General features: G+C 49.7%; 11 protein-coding genes and 12 tRNA genes. 4 read left to right on the plus strand and 19 right to left on the minus strand.

The genetic code is table 11. From position 1 onward, the window contains the following. Nucleotides 1-67: 67 nt before the first annotated feature. Nucleotides 68-3,610: a DEAD/DEAH box helicase gene (locus NX720_RS02175; RefSeq protein ID WP_262599104.1), complete on the plus strand. Its 3,543-nt coding sequence runs from the start codon at nt 68-70 to the stop codon at nt 3,608-3,610. 173 nt (nt 3,611-3,783) lie between these two features. Here NX720_RS02175 and NX720_RS02180 read toward each other — a convergent pair. The 12 genes from NX720_RS02180 to NX720_RS02235 all read right to left on the minus strand — a co-directional run bounded on the left by NX720_RS02180 (nt 3,784) and on the right by NX720_RS02235 (nt 5,313). Continuing rightward, nucleotides 3,784-3,860: transfer RNA gene (locus NX720_RS02180), tRNA-Asp, on the minus strand. A gap of 19 nt (nt 3,861-3,879) precedes the next feature. After that, nucleotides 3,880-3,955: transfer RNA gene (locus tag NX720_RS02185), tRNA-Val, on the minus strand. Nucleotides 3,956-4,034: 79 nt separating this feature from the next. Next, nucleotides 4,035-4,111: transfer RNA gene (locus tag NX720_RS02190), tRNA-Asp, on the minus strand. Nucleotides 4,112-4,130: 19 nt separating this feature from the next. Then, a tRNA-Val gene (locus tag NX720_RS02195) sits at nt 4,131-4,206 on the minus strand. Nucleotides 4,207-4,285: 79 nt separating this feature from the next. Further along, nucleotides 4,286-4,362, minus strand: a tRNA-Asp gene (locus tag NX720_RS02200). Between the two features lie 19 nt (nt 4,363-4,381). Continuing rightward, nucleotides 4,382-4,457: transfer RNA gene (locus NX720_RS02205), tRNA-Val, on the minus strand. Between the two features lie 71 nt (nt 4,458-4,528). Further along, nucleotides 4,529-4,605, minus strand: a tRNA-Asp gene (locus NX720_RS02210). A gap of 19 nt (nt 4,606-4,624) precedes the next feature. Beyond that, nucleotides 4,625-4,700: transfer RNA gene (locus NX720_RS02215), tRNA-Val, on the minus strand. 71 nt (nt 4,701-4,771) lie between these two features. Continuing rightward, nucleotides 4,772-4,848: transfer RNA gene (locus tag NX720_RS02220), tRNA-Asp, on the minus strand. 19 nt (nt 4,849-4,867) lie between these two features. Beyond that, nucleotides 4,868-4,943, minus strand: a tRNA-Val gene (locus NX720_RS02225). Nucleotides 4,944-5,071: 128 nt separating this feature from the next. Then, a tRNA-Asp gene (locus tag NX720_RS02230) sits at nt 5,072-5,148 on the minus strand. Nucleotides 5,149-5,237: 89 nt separating this feature from the next. Then, a tRNA-Val gene (locus NX720_RS02235) sits at nt 5,238-5,313 on the minus strand. 208 nt (nt 5,314-5,521) lie between these two features. Between NX720_RS02235 and rdgC the strand changes: the two genes are divergently transcribed. After that, the gene (gene rdgC / locus NX720_RS02240; protein ID WP_262599105.1) at nt 5,522-6,433 is read left to right on the plus strand and encodes a recombination-associated protein RdgC; all 912 of its coding nucleotides are present in this window, start codon (nt 5,522-5,524) and stop codon (nt 6,431-6,433) included. Between the two features lie 40 nt (nt 6,434-6,473). On the opposite strand, the gene NX720_RS02245 is transcribed toward rdgC, so the two are convergent. From NX720_RS02245 to dapA, 4 genes are all read right to left on the minus strand, one after another. Beyond that, nucleotides 6,474-7,346 (minus strand): tetratricopeptide repeat protein, encoded by an 873-nt coding sequence (locus NX720_RS02245; protein ID WP_262599106.1) that lies wholly within the window; start codon nt 7,344-7,346, stop codon nt 6,474-6,476. A gap of 432 nt (nt 7,347-7,778) precedes the next feature. Beyond that, nucleotides 7,779-8,882 (minus strand): phosphoribosylaminoimidazolesuccinocarboxamide synthase, encoded by a 1,104-nt coding sequence (locus tag NX720_RS02250; RefSeq protein ID WP_262599108.1) that lies wholly within the window; start codon nt 8,880-8,882, stop codon nt 7,779-7,781. Nucleotides 8,883-9,108: 226 nt separating this feature from the next. Continuing rightward, nucleotides 9,109-10,254, minus strand: a complete 1,146-nt coding sequence (gene bamC, locus NX720_RS02255; protein WP_262599109.1) for an outer membrane protein assembly factor BamC — start codon at nt 10,252-10,254, stop codon at nt 9,109-9,111. Nucleotides 10,255-10,356: 102 nt separating this feature from the next. Beyond that, nucleotides 10,357-11,244, minus strand: coding sequence for a 4-hydroxy-tetrahydrodipicolinate synthase (gene dapA, locus NX720_RS02260; protein WP_262599111.1), 888 nt, complete (start codon nt 11,242-11,244; stop codon nt 10,357-10,359). Nucleotides 11,245-11,401: 157 nt separating this feature from the next. On the opposite strand from dapA, the gene NX720_RS02265 reads away from it, so the two are divergent. Next, nucleotides 11,402-11,869, plus strand: coding sequence for a peroxiredoxin (locus tag NX720_RS02265; RefSeq protein ID WP_262599113.1), 468 nt, complete (start codon nt 11,402-11,404; stop codon nt 11,867-11,869). A gap of 135 nt (nt 11,870-12,004) precedes the next feature. On the opposite strand, the gene NX720_RS02270 is transcribed toward NX720_RS02265, so the two are convergent. Both NX720_RS02270 and NX720_RS02275 read right to left on the minus strand, forming a co-directional pair. Further along, the gene (locus NX720_RS02270) at nt 12,005-13,075 is read right to left on the minus strand and encodes an AI-2E family transporter (protein ID WP_262599115.1); all 1,071 of its coding nucleotides are present in this window, start codon (nt 13,073-13,075) and stop codon (nt 12,005-12,007) included. A 12-nt stretch (nt 13,076-13,087) separates the two neighbouring features. Beyond that, a complete protein-coding gene (locus tag NX720_RS02275; protein WP_262599117.1) occupies nt 13,088-13,318 on the minus strand; it encodes a sulfurtransferase TusA family protein in 231 nt (76 codons plus the stop codon). Between the two features lie 294 nt (nt 13,319-13,612). Here NX720_RS02275 and NX720_RS02280 point away from each other — a divergent pair, with 294 nt between their 5' ends. Then, a complete protein-coding gene (locus NX720_RS02280; RefSeq protein ID WP_262599119.1) occupies nt 13,613-15,043 on the plus strand; it encodes a M48 family metalloprotease in 1,431 nt (476 codons plus the stop codon). A 57-nt stretch (nt 15,044-15,100) separates the two neighbouring features. On the opposite strand, the gene NX720_RS02285 is transcribed toward NX720_RS02280, so the two are convergent. Further along, nucleotides 15,101-16,705, minus strand: a complete 1,605-nt coding sequence (locus tag NX720_RS02285) for a hypothetical protein (protein WP_262599120.1) — start codon at nt 16,703-16,705, stop codon at nt 15,101-15,103. Nucleotides 16,706-16,898: the final 193 nt, after the last annotated feature.

Here is a 16,898-nt window from a genome sequence, read left to right on the forward strand (position 1 = left end):
CAAATAGATAGCAATAAAAGACTACAAACAGCTAAAATTCACCTTTTCAAATTCCCGACCAATATTCATGTCTGAACTCAATATCGACTTCAATCAAATTTTTGGCGCCAAAGCCTATGGCAGAGGAAAAAAATACTTCCAGTCCTGCCATGTACTGGGTATGGAGCTTGACAAAAGCAAATATTATTTAAAAGGTGAGGTTCTTGGCTCAGGTGCTCACCGCTACACAGTAAATATCACCATCTGGCCAGATGCTCCTGAAGAAGAACTGATCGGAGGGTACTGCTCCTGCCCTATGGAATACAACTGCAAGCACGTTTGTGCAGTGCTACTCGGTGCCGAGAAAAAGTACGGTGCAGACACTATCAACGCCCTGATTGACGGATATTCCGGTGATGTCATTGAAGGCACCGTTGAAAGCTTTTCAGATTTTGAAGATAACCTGCACAATGAGTTGAGTGCCATTAAAGCGGCTTTAAACCACGAAGATTCACCAAGAGCAGAAGCACTCAAAGAAATCATCAGTTCAATGGAGCGCCTGGGAGTTTCTCTTGAAGACATGGGCTGGATAGAGCCTTCATCAGAAATCAAACCGGCATCAGGCATTTCCGACCCGGAAAAAGCCAGGCTAAAAAAACAAAGAGCCCAGTGGCTCAAAAACCTTAACAAGGTCACCAGCACAAGCACTAAAGCCAAAACAGCCACCAAAAAACAGCCGGGCTGTCTTGTCTACATTCTGAACTTTGACAGGGATGGCAACACATCCGTCAGTATGCACCTCTCCCGGTACCTTAAAAAAGGTGGCCTGGGCAAGTTCACATCGTTCTACGGTGCGCAGTCAGGCATTCAGAACTACAACTGGCCCGCCAGTGTAAACGATCAGGACAAACATATTATCAAAATGGCGTATGTCCACAACGAGCTGACGCCTTATGGCAACAGAATGCAGATTCGCGAATCCCAGGGTGCAGAGTTATTGCGGAAGATTATTGCTACCGGTCGCTGTACATTCGATGAGCATTCAAAACAACTGATCAGTAAAGGCGACCCGATCAAAGGTGAACTACGCTGGCTGGTTGACGAGCAGGGATTGCAACAGCCTGCGCTATTCAGTCAGAGTAATGACCGGCTGAACCTGATACCCACAACACCGCCCCATTACCTGAGAGTCAGTGAAAGCATTGCCAAGTGCGGGGAACTGACTCAACTACCGGATGGTGAAGTGCTGCAAACCCTGTTACAGGCACCACCACTGGACAGTGACGGCATCAACGAAACCCAGAATGCTCTCTCCAGCCTGTTTAACGACGACGCCAGTATTTCTTTCAGCAAATCCGTACAGCTCCCCAGGAAAATCAAAACACAGTTTATTGCACCTAAGCCTGTTCTTAACCTGAGCAGCCACCCCCTCAAGCCCGACAGTGAAGTCGCGCGTGCCAACCTGTTATTCGCTTACGATGAACATCGTATCGAATTCGAAAGCCCGTCCGACTCCGTCACCCTGCCCGATAACGACGAAGTGATTGTTCCACGACAAACCCAACAGGAAATGCAATACGCCCGGGAGCTGATGCCCTACCTCGTTCCAGCTGGCCCTGAACATCCTGCGGGGCTCAGAGAGTATGATTTAATCATCGAGCCACCTGCCGATCGCTACCAGCAAGGCTGGTTGCAGTTTATCTCCCGCGTTGTCCCCGAACTGGAAGATAATGGCTGGACGGTGGAAACGGACGACAGTTTCCCATTCCAGTTTGAACCCATTTCTGATGATGACTGGTACGCAGAACTCGACGAGTCCCAGATGGACTGGTTTACCCTGAAGCTGGGTATCAGTATTGACGGTAAATCCATAGACCTGCTGCCCCTGCTGGCCCGACAACTTCACCGGTTACCTTCTCCGGACGAACTCCGAAAAATGCCTAAAGACGCCATGGTTCCAGTGGCTCTCCCCGGAGGGCGGTTTATTAACCTGCCCGCTGAACGCCTGCAGCTGATTGTCGGAACCCTGCTGGAGCTTTATGGTGACCGCCCGCTCGAAGAGTATCGTCTGCAAAATCATCATGCCGATATCTGGCAGGAACTGCACGACAAACTGGGTCTACCCTGGGCTGGCGGTAATAAACTGCTGGAACTGGCCCGTAAGTTAAAACGCTTCAAACGGATGAAGAAAGTGGCAGCCCCCAAAGCTCTTCAGGCCGAGCTGAGACCTTACCAGCAGGATGGTCTCTCCTGGCTGCAATTCCTCCGTGAATACGGTTTGAACGGGATACTGGCCGACGACATGGGACTGGGCAAAACCATTCAGACCCTGTCCCACCTGCAACTGGAAAAACAACGACTGGGCAACAAACTGCCCCCAAGCCTCGTGGTTTGCCCCACCAGCCTGCTGCATAACTGGAAGAACGAAGCCCATCGCTTCACCCCGGAATTAAAGGTTCACGTTCATCACGGTGCACAGCGGGACAGCAACATCATTAACAACGCCGACCTGGTTCTGACCAGCTATGGTGTGATTCAGCGAGACTTTGAACAACTCAGTCAAACTAACTTTCACCTGCTCGCACTGGATGAAGCCCAGGCAGTGAAAAACCCCAACGCAAAAAGCGCCCAGGCCGTTCGCTGCCTGAACGCCGCTCATAAACTGTGCATCACCGGCACACCCATGGAAAACCATCTTGGTGAACTGTGGTCTTTATACGACTTTCTTATGCCCGGTTTCCTGGGTGCCAGGGACCAGTTCACCCGTTTCTACCGCACACCGATTGAAAAGCACAACAACAAAAAACAATCCAAAAAGCTACAAAAACGGGTAGCACCGTTTATGCTGCGCCGAAACAAAGACCTGGTGGCGAAAGAACTGCCACCCAAAACAGAAATCATCCGCACCACGGAGCTGGATGGTAAACAACGGGATTTATACGAAACCATTCGTGCCAGCATGGAATCCAGAGTCAAAGACGAAATTGAAAAAAAAGGACTGGCCCGTTCCCAGATTGTCATTCTTGACGCCCTGCTGAAAATGCGACAGGCCTGTTGCGACCCGTCACTGGTCAAACTGGAACAAGCCAAAAAAGTACCGGAATCCGCCAAGCTCGACCTGTTAATGAGCCTGGTCACTCCCATTGTTGAAGAAGGCAGGAAAATCCTGATCTTTTCCCAGTTCACCACGATGCTCAGACTGATAGAAGCACGACTGAAAGCTGCGAATATTGAGTGGGTGAAATTAACCGGTCAGACCAGAGATCGAAACCGCCCCATCAAGGCGTTTCAGGAAGGTGACATTCCGGTCTTCCTTATCAGCCTGAAAGCCGGTGGCACAGGCTTAAACCTGACTGCCGCCGACACCGTCATCCACTACGACCCCTGGTGGAATCCAGCCGTAGAAGATCAGGCCAGTGACCGGTCACACCGGATCGGTCAGGACAAACCCGTTTTTGTCTACAAACTCGTCACAGAAGGCACCGTGGAAGAAAAAATTCAGGAACTCAAGGAGAAAAAGAAAAGTATTGCCGCGTCACTCTATGGAGAAGCCAGTCGCAAGAAAAAGCAGTCCATTACCGCCGAGGATCTGAATGTTCTGTTTGAACCCTTAAAATCAGCGGAAGATTAAGGGGATCTGAACTCGTCATCCCCGCGAAGCTGGGGACGGGGGTGACGGTGTGAGAGGTGCATTAAAGAACTGTTGTCTATTTCGTATAAGCCAGCTTCTTAGCAAAGAGCACTTTCCAACCGCCAGATAAACAAAAAAACCCGAAGCCTTGAGACTTCGGGTTTCAGGAATAATGGCGGACCGGACGGGACTCGAACCCGCGACCTCCGGCGTGACAGGCCGGCATTCTAACCAACTGAACTACCGGTCCGCATATTCTTTACACTGTTTGGTGGGTGATGACGGGATCGAACCGCCGACCCTCTGCTTGTAAGGCAGATGCTCTCCCAGCTGAGCTAATCACCCTTGTTCTAACAAGTCGTTACGACGCCTGTCGTGTCATAACGTATTCTCTGTTCGAGAGTAACTCTATACAGAAAAATAATGGCGGACCGGACGGGACTCGAACCCGCGACCTCCGGCGTGACAGGCCGGCATTCTAACCAACTGAACTACCGGTCCGCATATTCTTTACATTGTTTGGTGGGTGATGACGGGATCGAACCGCCGACCCTCTGCTTGTAAGGCAGATGCTCTCCCAGCTGAGCTAATCACCCTTGTTCTAACAAGTCGTTACGACGCCTGTCGTGTCATAACGTATTCTCTGTTCGAGAGTAACTCTATACAGAAAAATAATGGCGGACCGGACGGGACTCGAACCCGCGACCTCCGGCGTGACAGGCCGGCATTCTAACCAACTGAACTACCGGTCCGCATATTCTTTACACTGTTTGGTGGGTGATGACGGGATCGAACCGCCGACCCTCTGCTTGTAAGGCAGATGCTCTCCCAGCTGAGCTAATCACCCTTGTTCGCTATAAAGAGTCTATAAAGAGTCTTTAACAAGTCGTTACAGCGCCTGTCGTGCTGCAACTGAGATGGCGGACCGGACGGGACTCGAACCCGCGACCTCCGGCGTGACAGGCCGGCATTCTAACCAACTGAACTACCGGTCCGCATATTCTTTACACTGTTTGGTGGGTGATGACGGGATCGAACCGCCGACCCTCTGCTTGTAAGGCAGATGCTCTCCCAGCTGAGCTAATCACCCTTGTTCGCTATAAAGAGTCTATAAAGAGTCTTTAACAAGTCGTTACAGCGCCTGTCGTGCTGCAACTGAGATGGCGGACCGGACGGGACTCGAACCCGCGACCTCCGGCGTGACAGGCCGGCATTCTAACCAACTGAACTACCGGTCCGCATATTCTTTACACTGTTTGGTGGGTGATGACGGGATCGAACCGCCGACCCTCTGCTTGTAAGGCAGATGCTCTCCCAGCTGAGCTAATCACCCTGATGAAATGCGATTTTATCGCAAGACACTCGTCGTTCAAGTGCGTAGTTAACGCAGCAGCATATTACTGCTAAAAATTCGTTTTGCAATTCATTTATTTGCAAACGAATAAATGAGGCAAGAGTAAATGGCGGACCGGACGGGACTCGAACCCGCGACCTCCGGCGTGACAGGCCGGCATTCTAACCAACTGAACTACCGGTCCACTGAACTCTGCGACACATCATTTGCGACACACTATACAGATGCTTAATCAAAATAAAAGTCTGTATATCTCTCTAATACTTTAAAGAGTGGTGGGTGATGACGGGATCGAACCGCCGACCCTCTGCTTGTAAGGCAGATGCTCTCCCAGCTGAGCTAATCACCCTGTGCGTCGTGTTTCACAAAAGCGTCTCTCTCAACGACGCGGCGCATTATAAGCAGCCAAACGTTCGTTACGCAACACTCTATAGACATTTTTTTTATAAGTATCAGAAACATGGCGATCATTTTCCCTGTCACCGAAATAACAAAGACAGGCGGAAAAGCCCCACTCTGTTAATATGTTGCCCCAGTATTAAAGGATGGAATGCATCATGTGGTTTAAGAACCTGATTATTTATCGTTTCAGCAAGCCGTTCGAACTGAGCGCCGAAGAACTGGAAGAAAAGCTGAGTGAAAAACGCTTTCGCAGCTGCGGCAGTCAGGACATGAGTACTTATGGCTGGGTTCCCCCCCTGGGTCGCCATGGCGACATGCTGACCCACGCAGCCAACGGCTTTGTTATGGTGTGCGCACGCAAAGAAGAAAAGATTCTTCCTGCCAGTGTTATTAATGACGTTTTAAATGAACGTATTGAAACGATTGAACAGGAGCAGGACCGGCAGGTATTCAGCAAAGAAAAGAAGACTCTGAAAGACGATGTCATTATGGAGTTACTGCCAAAGGCTTTTACCAAAAGTCAGAACACCTTTGCCTATATCGATGCAGAGACAGGCTGGATGGTTGTTGACGCCTCCTCCTTTAAAAAGGCAGAAGAACTGACCAGCTGCCTGCGAGAGTGCGTTGGCAGCCTGCCCATCATTAACCCTGCCCTGAAAAATGCCCCTTCCGCCATTATGACCCAGTGGCTGCAACAGAACCCATCGGTCCCCGCCCCGCTGTCACTCGGCTTCGATTGTGAATTACGGGAACCAGGCGATGAAGGCGGGCAGATCAGCATAAAGAAGCAGGAACTGATTACCGACGAAATACTGGCCCATCTCGACGCTGGCATGCAGGTCAGCAAGCTGGCCTTAAACTGGGACGATGCACAAACCTTTGTTCTGGGTGACGATATGATTATCCGGAAACTGAAGTTCACGGAAGTTATTGAAGAAAAACTGGATGCCATTAATGCAGAAACCGCTGCCGAGCAGTTTGATGCAGACTTTTCGGTGATGAGCCTGTCGTTGCGACAGCTGATTAAAGACCTGATTGAAGCGCTAGGTGGTGAGTCGGAGCAATAGTGCAGTAAACCGGGCAGGCAAACTGCCCGGCTATACCCCTTTAATGCATCAGGCCAAACAACTTGCCCCGGTAGCGTTTGGCAACAGCGTTGCCCGCCCCCAGCTGTTCAAACACTTTCAGCATTAAAAGTCGTGCGCCGTCTTCACGGAAAGCGCGATCACGACGAACAATCACCAGCAGGTTGTCCAGCGCCGATTCAATGTCATCTGCAATCACCAATCGTATAGCCAGCTGATAGCGTGCCTCATGGTCATTCTCGTCTTCCTGCAGCCGGGCTTCCAGCGCATCACGCTGAGGGGCCTCAGCCACCATCTCATAGAAAGCCAGCTTGGCTTTCGGCTGGGCAATACCCGGCGCATCAGCAGGCAACGCAGCTAATAACTGACGAGCGTCGTCCATCCGCCCAAGCTCCAGCAACAAATTCACCTGGAGTACCTGCAAACCATGATTGTCCGGTTCTTCCTGCAGGATTTTCTGCAACAGCTCCAGCGCCTGCTCAATCATGCCTGCTTCAATCAGGGCATCTACCTGCAATTTAATCTGCTCTGCCGGACTCATGGTTAATGGGTCAATCACTCCACGCAGCGCCTGCTCGGTCTGAGGGCCATTCAGAACCTGCACCGGACGCCCTTCATGCAGAAAGGCATGAACCGGAATGGCATTGGCACGCAACTGGCTAATCAGTTGCTGGGCAACCATCTGCTGCCGTTCAGCGTCCAGTTTGGCCAACACCATTTTACCGTCGTAGCCGTTGGCCAGCTGCTCTACCAATCGCAACTGTTGGTTACTGGCCTCATCACTGCCCATACCAATGAACAACAGCACCAGCTTTTCCGTGGAAAGCTGTAACACCTCCTGCAGGTTGCTTTCGGTGACATCCATGATGTTCCCTACTGCACTGGACTCATTCATAAAAGCTCCTAGTCGTTAAATGTGCGAAAACTTTAATACAAAGTCAGAATAAACGGCACCCTGAAAGAAGGTTATTTCACACAGAATTCAGGCAAAACAAACGTTACCCACAAATTCTGTGGATAACTTTGTGGATTAAGTCATCATACTGACCAGAAAGACCCATGAACACTGAGCATTGACCAGATTGATCATTTTTTGATCAATTATTTTTTTATATTTTTCAATGACTTAAATTACATACCCATAAAATCAAGCACTTGCAAATACTGCCTGAATTAAACGTCAAGGGCTTGACAATTGTGCATAAGACTTGGGGAATCAATGCGGCCTCAGGCGTTTCTGGTGGAAAATGACGGGAACAGGCCGCCATTTTTCACCATCCTGCTAATAACTATTTGTTATTAACATTCAACAGACTTTCCGGAAGACTCAATCAATCAGACTGTACTCGCTTTTGAGCACTTCAATAATCTCTGCTTTTGGATTATCAGACAGCGGCAATCGTTCACCTGTGATTTTCTCGGCGATGTCGATATAGGTTCTGGACACCTCCATCATCAGCGATTCAGGCAGTTCATTATCACTTGCCAGCGCCAGACGCTCGTCCATGCGAGCTTTGTTCAGCAGAATATCGGCATCTGGAAAGTGCTTCAGCAATTTCTGACGGAAACCTTCTTTGGAGTTCTCAACCACTTTACCCTGACGATACATGGGTCCATCCCAGATGCGTGAAGAGTCAGGCGTACCCACTTCATCCATGTAAATCAGCTTTTCCTGCCCGGACGCATCGGTGACATAACCAAATTCAAATTTGGTATCCACAAACACCTGATCGAGTTTGGACAATGCCTCGCTGATAACGCCAAAGCCCTCTTTCAACAGTACTTCATAACGGTCAATATCTTCCCTGCTGCGGAAACTGAAGGCTTCGTAGTTATCCTCAATGTTTTTACGGGTTATGTTGACGTCATCCACCGCAGGAACCCCGGGAATACCTTCCAGAACACCTTTGGTAGAGGGAGTAATCAGCAGCTCCGGCAGTTTCTGATTCTTTTCCAGACCTTCAGGCAGTTCGATACCGCAGAAATCACGCTCACCTTTGCTGTAGGCCCGCCACATGGAGCCTGTAATATACTGACGACAGATTGCTTCTATCATGACGGGGCGGGCTTTTTGCACAATCCACACCAGGGGGTGAGGAATATCCAGAATATGACTGTCTGCCAGCCCCCGTTCACGGAACAGGCGGAACCAGTGATTGGAAATAGCATTCAGTGCCGCGCCTTTACCCGGCACTCCCTTCATGCCACCTTCACCAGACCAGACGCAATCAAAGGCGCTGAGGCGGTCGGAAATCACCATAATAGCCAGCGGCGCGTTTTGAGCAACATCATAGCCTCGCTCTTTAATAAGACGACGACTATCTTCTTCTGTCAGCCAGTAAACAGAGCGAACTTTACCTGAATGAACAGGCAACTCGGTGCGGATGGGTAAATCGTTGTTAACAGCCAATACTTTATCAGCAAGACTCATTGCTAATATCCTGTTTAATTAAATGTTGTGGATGATCAATTATCTGAATTCTGCTTGCCTGTCATCACAACCACGGGAACCTGTTTGCCTGTCAGGTACAGTGGGTAAAACAAACGGATGACAATACGACTTACAAACATAAACACAGACAAAGCAGAAACAGCAAGGGTTCGTTTCTGGTAGTTAAAACAGATAAAGGCTGGTCAAACCAGCCTTTATTTATCCGTTAATTCATATTTTCTTTAATCAGGTTCAGCACCTTCTGACTGAATTCAGCCGGGGCAAACGCATTGATATTTTCTTCCACCGTTACCTGAATAACGCCTGTTAATTCGCTAACCCGAATCAGGTAAGTGGACTGAGTAGACTCTTCCTCGTCTTTCTTGCCTTTGCCAAACAGTCTGGCAAAAAAGCCCGGCTCCTTCTCAGGCTCTCCCTTGACGACATCGCCCTGTTCATCGGCAAGAATATAGAACAGGCCACCAGAACGGTTTTTATCCGTCACTTCCAGACCAGCCTTAACCAGAGCCTGATCAATAGCAGCCCAGGCGCGAGCAAACGACAGTCGTTCAATGGTCATGGTCGGATTACCGCTGATATCAACAATCTCAACCTGATCGCCTAAATCCAGATTCTGCGCTAGCAGAGAAACACTGTTATCTTCATCGTCCCGAACCAGGAACAACATCAACTCGCTCAGCGTACCATTGTCCAAACGCTGGCTGCGCTGCTCCATGTTATTCCAGTCTGCTGGTTCAGGTGTCGGCTCGTCTCCTTCGGCAGCTTTCAGACGGCCTTTGTGTTGCAGATGAACTTCAGTGGTGCCTGCGGTTACGCCCTGCCTGACCTCAATACGGAAACGATCCTCCACTGGGTCAGCGTCTTCAACACCGACCCAGCGCCCGACAGTGCGATAAATAAAACCACGTTCTTTATCCAGCCCCAGATCAACCCAGTCGGTTTCCAGATAGCCCTGTTTCGCATTTTTGGATAACACGGGAATGTCATTCTCTTCCAGGAAACTCAGGATACGCGACCAGATCTCGCTGGGACTTTTGGCAGCCAGCAACCACTGGTCACGACCATCACGCTGAATGCTGTAGGTATCGCCTTTGCTATGTTGCAGGCGCTGATCCGGACGGGGAGCCTGAAATCGTTGTTCCAGGTGACTATGCTCTGCCGTAATCGGAGGAATCACCAGAGAGTCACCCATTGGGCGGGGATCGGTTATATCCTCTGGCAATTGCAGGGGCTCGGTGACCCGAGCCTGAGTATAGTCACCGGACTTATCCCGGAAATACCCTTCCTTGCCAAATGGATTTGCGCATCCTGCCAGCATCAAAGCCACAGCCATCACCGGCAAGGTTTTCATTGAGCACGACCTCATTGTGCGCAACATAATGTCTCCATTAATCATCTATCCATACATTCAGCCTGTTTCGAGAAGCTGGCTGAATAATTTATTCTGTCCGGCTTATGCCAGCTCAGCCTGCTCCGTCGCCTGCTTCAGGGCGGAACGAAGTTCAGAATGAAACGTCTCACTCAGTGGCGTCAGTGGCAGACGAATGCCATCCTGAATCAGCCCCTGCTCCTTTAACAGCCATTTAACCGGTATCGGGTTGGATTCAACAAACAGCTTGCAATGCAGCGCTTTTAACCGGTTATTAATGGCGGTAGCGGTTTCACGGTCCCCAGCCATTGCTGCCATACACAGGTCATGCATCTGTCGCGGCACAACGTTGTTAGTGACTGAAATGACACCGTTGGCTCCCTGCAACATCAGCTCCATACCGGTTGCGTCATCACCGGAATAGATGGCAAACGACTCCCCACACAGCTCACGGATCTGACGGCCACGCTCAAGAATGCCTGTAGCTTCCTTGATACCGGCTATATTTCGGTGCCCGGCCAGACGGGCAACCGTCTCCGGCAACATGTCCACAGCAGTACGCCCCGGAACATTGTAGAGGATCTGGGGAATATCGACAGCATCAGCAATGGCTTTGAAGTGTCGGTACAGACCTTCCTGAGTCGGCTTGTTGTAGTAAGGAGTCACCAGCAGGCAGGCGTCCGCACCCAGGCTTTTCGCCTCTGCCGTCAGCAGGATCGCTTCCTGGGTGGAATTACCACCGGTCCCGGCAAGAACAGGAATACGGCCATTAACCTGCCCGACTATCCGTTTAATGACTTCACAATGTTCAGGCACAGTGAGGGTAGCAGACTCACCAGTGGTGCCAACTGCCACAATGCCATCGGTTCCTTCCTGAATGTGGAACTCAACGAGATCATGCAAACGCTGCCAGTCAATATCCCCATCTTCAGTCATAGGGGTGACAAGCGCTACGAGACTACCGGTAATCATTGATGCACTCCACTGTGGAACGGTCTTGATTATTAAAAAAACAAGCGTAATGTTACTGATGCACACAGGTCTTAACAAGAGCGAGTTGACATTCTGGCCGACAGAGTCCAAGTTTTACTATCGTTGGCGTCACTAGATAATAAGCAAAGGACAAAGAATGAGTTTCACCTTAGGTCAACCTGTTCCAGATTTCACTGCGCTGGCTACAAATAGTACTACTGTCTCACTTGAAAAATTGAAAGGCAAAAAGTTCGTTCTGTACTTCTACCCCAAAGACAACACGCCCGGCTGCATCAGTGAAGGCGAAGCCTTCCGGGATCTTCATGCTGAGTTTCAGTCTGCAAACACCCTGATATTCGGTGTATCCAGAGAAAGCCTTGAGTCCCATGAAAAATTCAAGACCAAATACGAGTTCCCTTTTGAACTGATCTCTGACCCTGAAGAGACACTATGCCAACTGTTTGATGTCATCAAACTCAAGAAAATGTACGGCAAAGAGTTTATGGGCATTGAACGCAGTACTTTCCTGGTCGACAGCACCGGCATTTTGCAGCATGAATGGCGCAAGGTGCGCATTAAAGGCCATGTTGAAGATGTCTTGCAGGCAGCCCAGGCTTTGACTTAAATCCTCGGGTTTAAAAGGTTCAAAAGGTTTAAGGTTCAAAGTATTACGACCGTGCAGGCTAGGAGCTATTATTCCAACCTGCACCCAACAGCCAACAGCCAACAGCCAACAGCCAACAGCCGCATATTTTAAGCTTCAGCTCCCATTAGCACCAACATCCTGAACTCTGGGCCAGGCATTCATCACTGCTTTCAGCAAGGTCGCCAGCGGGATGGCAAAGAACACCCCCCAGAATCCCCAGAAGCCACCAAACACCAGAACCGCAATGATAATGGCAACCGGATGCAGGTTGACCGCTTCCGAAAACAGCAGAGGAACCAGCACATTACCGTCCAGGGCCTGTATAAATAAGTAGGCAATCATCAAAATGGTAAACTGCTGACCAAACCCCCACTGAAACAGCCCGATCAGCGCAATAGGAATAGTCACGACCGTCGCCCCTATGTAGGGAATTACGACAGAAAAACCCACCAGGGTAGCCAGCAGCACAGCGTAGTTCAGCCCCATCAGGGCAAACAGTACAAAACTGACACCACCGACGATCACTATTTCAATCGCTTTGCCGCGAATGTAGTTAGCAATCTGACGGTTCATTTCATCCGCTACCTGATTAATCACACGACGACGCGTTGGTAGTTGCTGACCAATCCAATCCAGCAACAGGTCTTTGTCTTTTAAAAAGAACAACACCAGAATAGGTACCAGAATCAGGTAGACCAGCAATACCATCACATTGGTCAGGTTAGCGAGTGAGAATGACAAGGCCCACTGCCCAAGCCCGGCAATCATCCCGTTAATACTTTCAGTAATGGCAGCCGTTTCGGCCTCAGACACAAACGCCGGAAAATGTTCAGGCAGCTCTCTGACCCAGGCCTGACCATGACTCACCATTTTAGGAAGCTCATTCAATAGTGCGCTGACCTGCTGCCACACCAACGGCACCAACAGCAGCAGGGAGACAACCAGAACCGAAACAAACAGCACAAACACCAGCGTCACCGACCAGCTGTGACGGATACCCCAACCCTGTAACCAGTTCACTACGCCCTGCATCAAAAATGCCAGCACCAGGGCCGCAAACACGGGAGCCAGCATATTGCCCATCGTGAGAATAATGGCGAAACCTGCCACCAGCAAGAGCAGCAGCACCAGAGCCTCAGAGTCTGATAAATAGCGGTGCAACCACCCTTTTATAGTATTCAGCATTCGTACTATCCCTTATTTGTGTCGCAACGTGTGAATAAATACGCTCGACACCTGTTCCGATGAAATTAACTCATGACCGCTGATTCGGGCAAAGCTTGCAAAGTCCCGAACCGAACCAGGGTCCGTCGCCTGAACCCTGAGTACCTGACCGCTACGTAACTGTTTTAAAGCCTGTTTGGCTTTGAGTAATGGCAAGGGGCAGTTCATTCCCTTGAGATCCAGTTCCAGATCAACTTCAACCATGACCAGCTACTCTCTCCCGTGGTACAACAGGGACTCCATTAAAAATAAGCACTGTTGCAAACTCATGATAACAGCGTATTGTACGCAATTTGCCAACATCATGCTCCGTTGTCCGGAGACAACCGGGCGTAAAAAGTTCATTACATTTTCTGTCAGCTGTACCTAATAGATTACCCTCATCCGTCGATGATGTGTAAAATCATAGAAATCTGTTTTGCATTGCCTGACGTAAGCGGTACATTACACCCGACACTATACGAGTATGGACATTCTATGAAGCGACCGGGTTTCCTCATGGCAGCCCTGCTTGGCACCTGGCTTGGACTTTCCTCAGCAGTTGTGAGCGCGGCCCCTATCGAACTCCCTAGCCTGGGTGATAGCACATCAGGCATTATCTCTCCGCAACAGGAGTACGAGCTGGGTCAGACTTATCTGAAATACTTACGTAGTCGTACATCCACCGTCAGCGACGCGGAAACCAAAGACTACCTGGAACGCCTGATCTATCGGCTGGCAGAACACAGCGACCTGCGCGACCACCGGCTATCGACCATGATTATCGACAGCCCGAACCTCAATGCTTTTGCAGCACCCGGTGGCATCATTGGTGTCAACACGGGCCTGTTTTTCAATGCCAGCAATGAAGCTCAGTTTGCAGCGGTTATGGCGCACGAACTGGCCCACCTGAGCCAGCGCCACTACGCCCGGAATGTTGAAGAAGCTAAACGCAAAAGCATTCCAACCGCTGCCGCCATCATTGCCTCGGTGGTCCTTATGGCAACAGCGGGAAGCGACGCAGGTGTTGCGGCACTATCCTCAACCATTGCCGGCGTCCAGAGCAGCAACCTGCGCTTCAGCCGTCATTTCGAACGTGAAGCAGACAACCTTGGCATTATCATTTTGTCCAAAGCGGGTTTTGACCCCAACGCCATGCCGGAAATCTTTGAAGAAATGAACCGGTCCAGTCGTTTCCAAAGCCGACCACCTGAGTTTCTGCTGACTCACCCGGTCACCGACAGCCGGATTGCCGACTCCCGGGCCAGGGCTGTACAGATGCCCGCCAAGGGAACCAAAGGCAGTGTCGATTATCAACTGGTGCGTATACGACTGTTTGCCCTTAGTGCAGAAAACCCGGCAGCCTTTGCCAAACAACTGCAAAACGAACTTTCGGATGGCTATACCAGCGCTCCGGATGTCACCCGCTATGGTCTGGCACTGGCCAGCTATCTCAGCAAAGATTACGCCACAGCAGAAAAAGCGCTGAATACGCTACTGGAAAAACACCCGAACAATCTTTACATCATCATGGCTAAAGCCCGTCTGGAATCAGCCCAGGGCAAACACAAAGAAGCGTTGGCCCGTATCGACCGGGCATTAAAGGTTTATCTGGATAACTACCCTCTGATGTTTACCAAGGCGGAACTGCAAACAGAGAGCAAAGACTTTGCCGGGGCCAGAGATACACTGCAAAGCCTTAGCCGCAGCCGACCCGATGATCCTGATATCTGGTATTACCTGGCAGAGGCACAGGGGCAGGCGGACGACATTCTCGGCCTGCATCAGTCAAGAGCAGAGTTTTTCTTTCTCAGCGGCAACCTCGATGATGCCATCAAGCACCTTCAGTACGCTAAAAAGCTGGCTGGCAATAATTATGCGCTGACGGCACGAATCGAGAAAAAGCTCAATGACGTCTATGCCTATCGGAATAAGTTGAAAAACGAATAAAGGCTTGTCTCGCGCATTGAAATGCGTAGAGACGACAGAGCAGGCATTAACTCCCGATCAGTCCGTCACCTGCTCACTGTATTCCTCCACAACTGTTCTCAGGACTTTCATCAAGCCCAGCGCGCCCTCCGTTTGCGTTTCAAAAACTTTGTGGTGGTTAATCGCTTCGATAACCACTGGATTGTTAGAGAGAGAAAAAACCTTTTTGTCGGGAACAATACTGGCCAGCCAGTTGGGGGAAAGATTGCTGGAATCGGTGTCGATACCCAGGCTCTGTAAGCGTTTATTTTTTACTTCCATACTTCCCTCTAAGACCAGGTTCAGGGCATTTCCTTCCTTGTCTGGCCTCAAGGCGGGTAAGTCGGTCATGCCATCGCCAAAAATAACGACCTTGGGCTCAGGCTCATCAGAGTCTCTGGACAGGGACATAATGTTCAGCAAAATCCTCAACGTTGATCCTTTGTTGAGACTGTTGTTATGCAGAAAAATTTTTTTGTGTTTCGCTGACTCGTATGTGGTAGTGATCACCTGGGTCTTGCCATTGCCAGCCAGGCTCATTTCTATGCGCTGCTCAGCTACATCCGGCACTGCCTTATCGTTTCCTATCGCTAAAATATAGGTTCCCTGTAGATTCCACCTGAATTTCTCAAAGTTATTTTCCTTACGCCTAAGAAAGGTTTCAGCCGTTTCCGTATCTTTAAAGTCTTCAGCTCTCCACTGGGCTAACGCACCGTTCAAACGTTGAATGATATCTCCTGGTGTTTTGCCGCCATTATTCGATATTTTGCTGCCCCACCCTTCATTCACTTCCACATAGCTACCAGCCCCCGTAATTAATGCGTCAGGCAGAGGAAGCAGGAGGTGTTGTGAGGGGGCGTTGTTTAGCGGCACCTTTAAGAAAGCCGAAGAACCCTCTCGTTCTGCTGTCTTATCCAGACTAATGGCTATTTTGTTCGATAGCTCAATGCCTTTTCTATAGCAACCCCCTTTTGTGTCACCCGGCTCAACAGGACGGCTACGGGCAGTGTTATAAACAAGAATAATCTGGTTCCGGTTGGCCCGATAAAACTCATCGAACTGCACTAACCAGTTCTGTTGCAGTTTCATCAGTTGCTGTATTTCTTCCTCTGTACGAGAACGACTAACGGGATACCAGACAAGCGTCTTATCGATATCCATGGCTAATACCAGACGCAGTTTGTTCTTCTGCCTTAACAGGGTACTTATTGCTTGCAGCTCAGCGGCCATGGCTTTTTCCAGGTTTTCATAATAAGATGCGGCTTCTTTATCCACTTCATCATCAGGTGGATACCCTCCGCCACCGCCTCTTTCATCGTTTCCCTTATCGTTGCCTCCGCCATTACTGTCTTTTGAGCCGGACGGTGTATTGCCATAAGGTGTGCCACTGTATTCTGAGCTTGCCCACGATCTTTTACCCGCTCTCTTACCTTTTTTCTGATCGTCCATGCCTCCTGCCCCATGCCCAATAACTGTTGAATATAATGGCAGCTTGCTGTTTTTTACCATCACTGCAGCCACAAAGCCCAGTACAGGAAAAGACAACATTTCACTGAACATTGCTACTCTGGACGATGCACCAACCATTCCAGATAACAAAAAACTGGTGATAAATACAAAAACAATGCCGTTCATTTTTTTCATAGCATTCCTGCACCTTAGGGGAGCGGCGTTGAAGAATATACCGCCTCAAAATGTACAACCAGCACCTCACGACATGCTCAGGATGAACGGAGTGCATGGTATGTATTTAATTGATGTCAGATACTCCACAGAAACTTAAAATCTGTAAGTTTATCGCATCACTTATAAATGAAGCAGGCAGTGAGCCTGCCTG

It is taken from the genome of Endozoicomonas euniceicola (assembly GCF_025562755.1).
GTDB lineage: Bacteria > Pseudomonadota > Gammaproteobacteria > Pseudomonadales > Endozoicomonadaceae > Endozoicomonas_A > Endozoicomonas_A euniceicola.

Coding starts and splice junctions, on each gene's coding strand:
- NX720_RS02175 (WP_262599104.1), top strand. CDS start 68: ATGTCTGAACTCAATATCGACTTCAATCAAATTTTTGGCGCCAAAGCC.
- rdgC (WP_262599105.1), top strand. CDS start 5,522: ATGTGGTTTAAGAACCTGATTATTTATCGTTTCAGCAAGCCGTTCGAA.
- NX720_RS02245 (WP_262599106.1), bottom strand. CDS start 7,346: ATGAATGAGTCCAGTGCAGTAGGGAACATCATGGATGTCACCGAAAGC.
- NX720_RS02250 (WP_262599108.1), bottom strand. CDS start 8,882: ATGAGTCTTGCTGATAAAGTATTGGCTGTTAACAACGATTTACCCATC.
- bamC (WP_262599109.1), bottom strand. CDS start 10,254: ATGAAAACCTTGCCGGTGATGGCTGTGGCTTTGATGCTGGCAGGATGC.
- dapA (WP_262599111.1), bottom strand. CDS start 11,244: ATGATTACCGGTAGTCTCGTAGCGCTTGTCACCCCTATGACTGAAGAT.
- NX720_RS02265 (WP_262599113.1), top strand. CDS start 11,402: ATGAGTTTCACCTTAGGTCAACCTGTTCCAGATTTCACTGCGCTGGCT.
- NX720_RS02270 (WP_262599115.1), bottom strand. CDS start 13,075: ATGCTGAATACTATAAAAGGGTGGTTGCACCGCTATTTATCAGACTCT.
- NX720_RS02275 (WP_262599117.1), bottom strand. CDS start 13,318: ATGGTTGAAGTTGATCTGGAACTGGATCTCAAGGGAATGAACTGCCCC.
- NX720_RS02280 (WP_262599119.1), top strand. CDS start 13,613: ATGGCAGCCCTGCTTGGCACCTGGCTTGGACTTTCCTCAGCAGTTGTG.
- NX720_RS02285 (WP_262599120.1), bottom strand. CDS start 16,705: ATGAAAAAAATGAACGGCATTGTTTTTGTATTTATCACCAGTTTTTTG.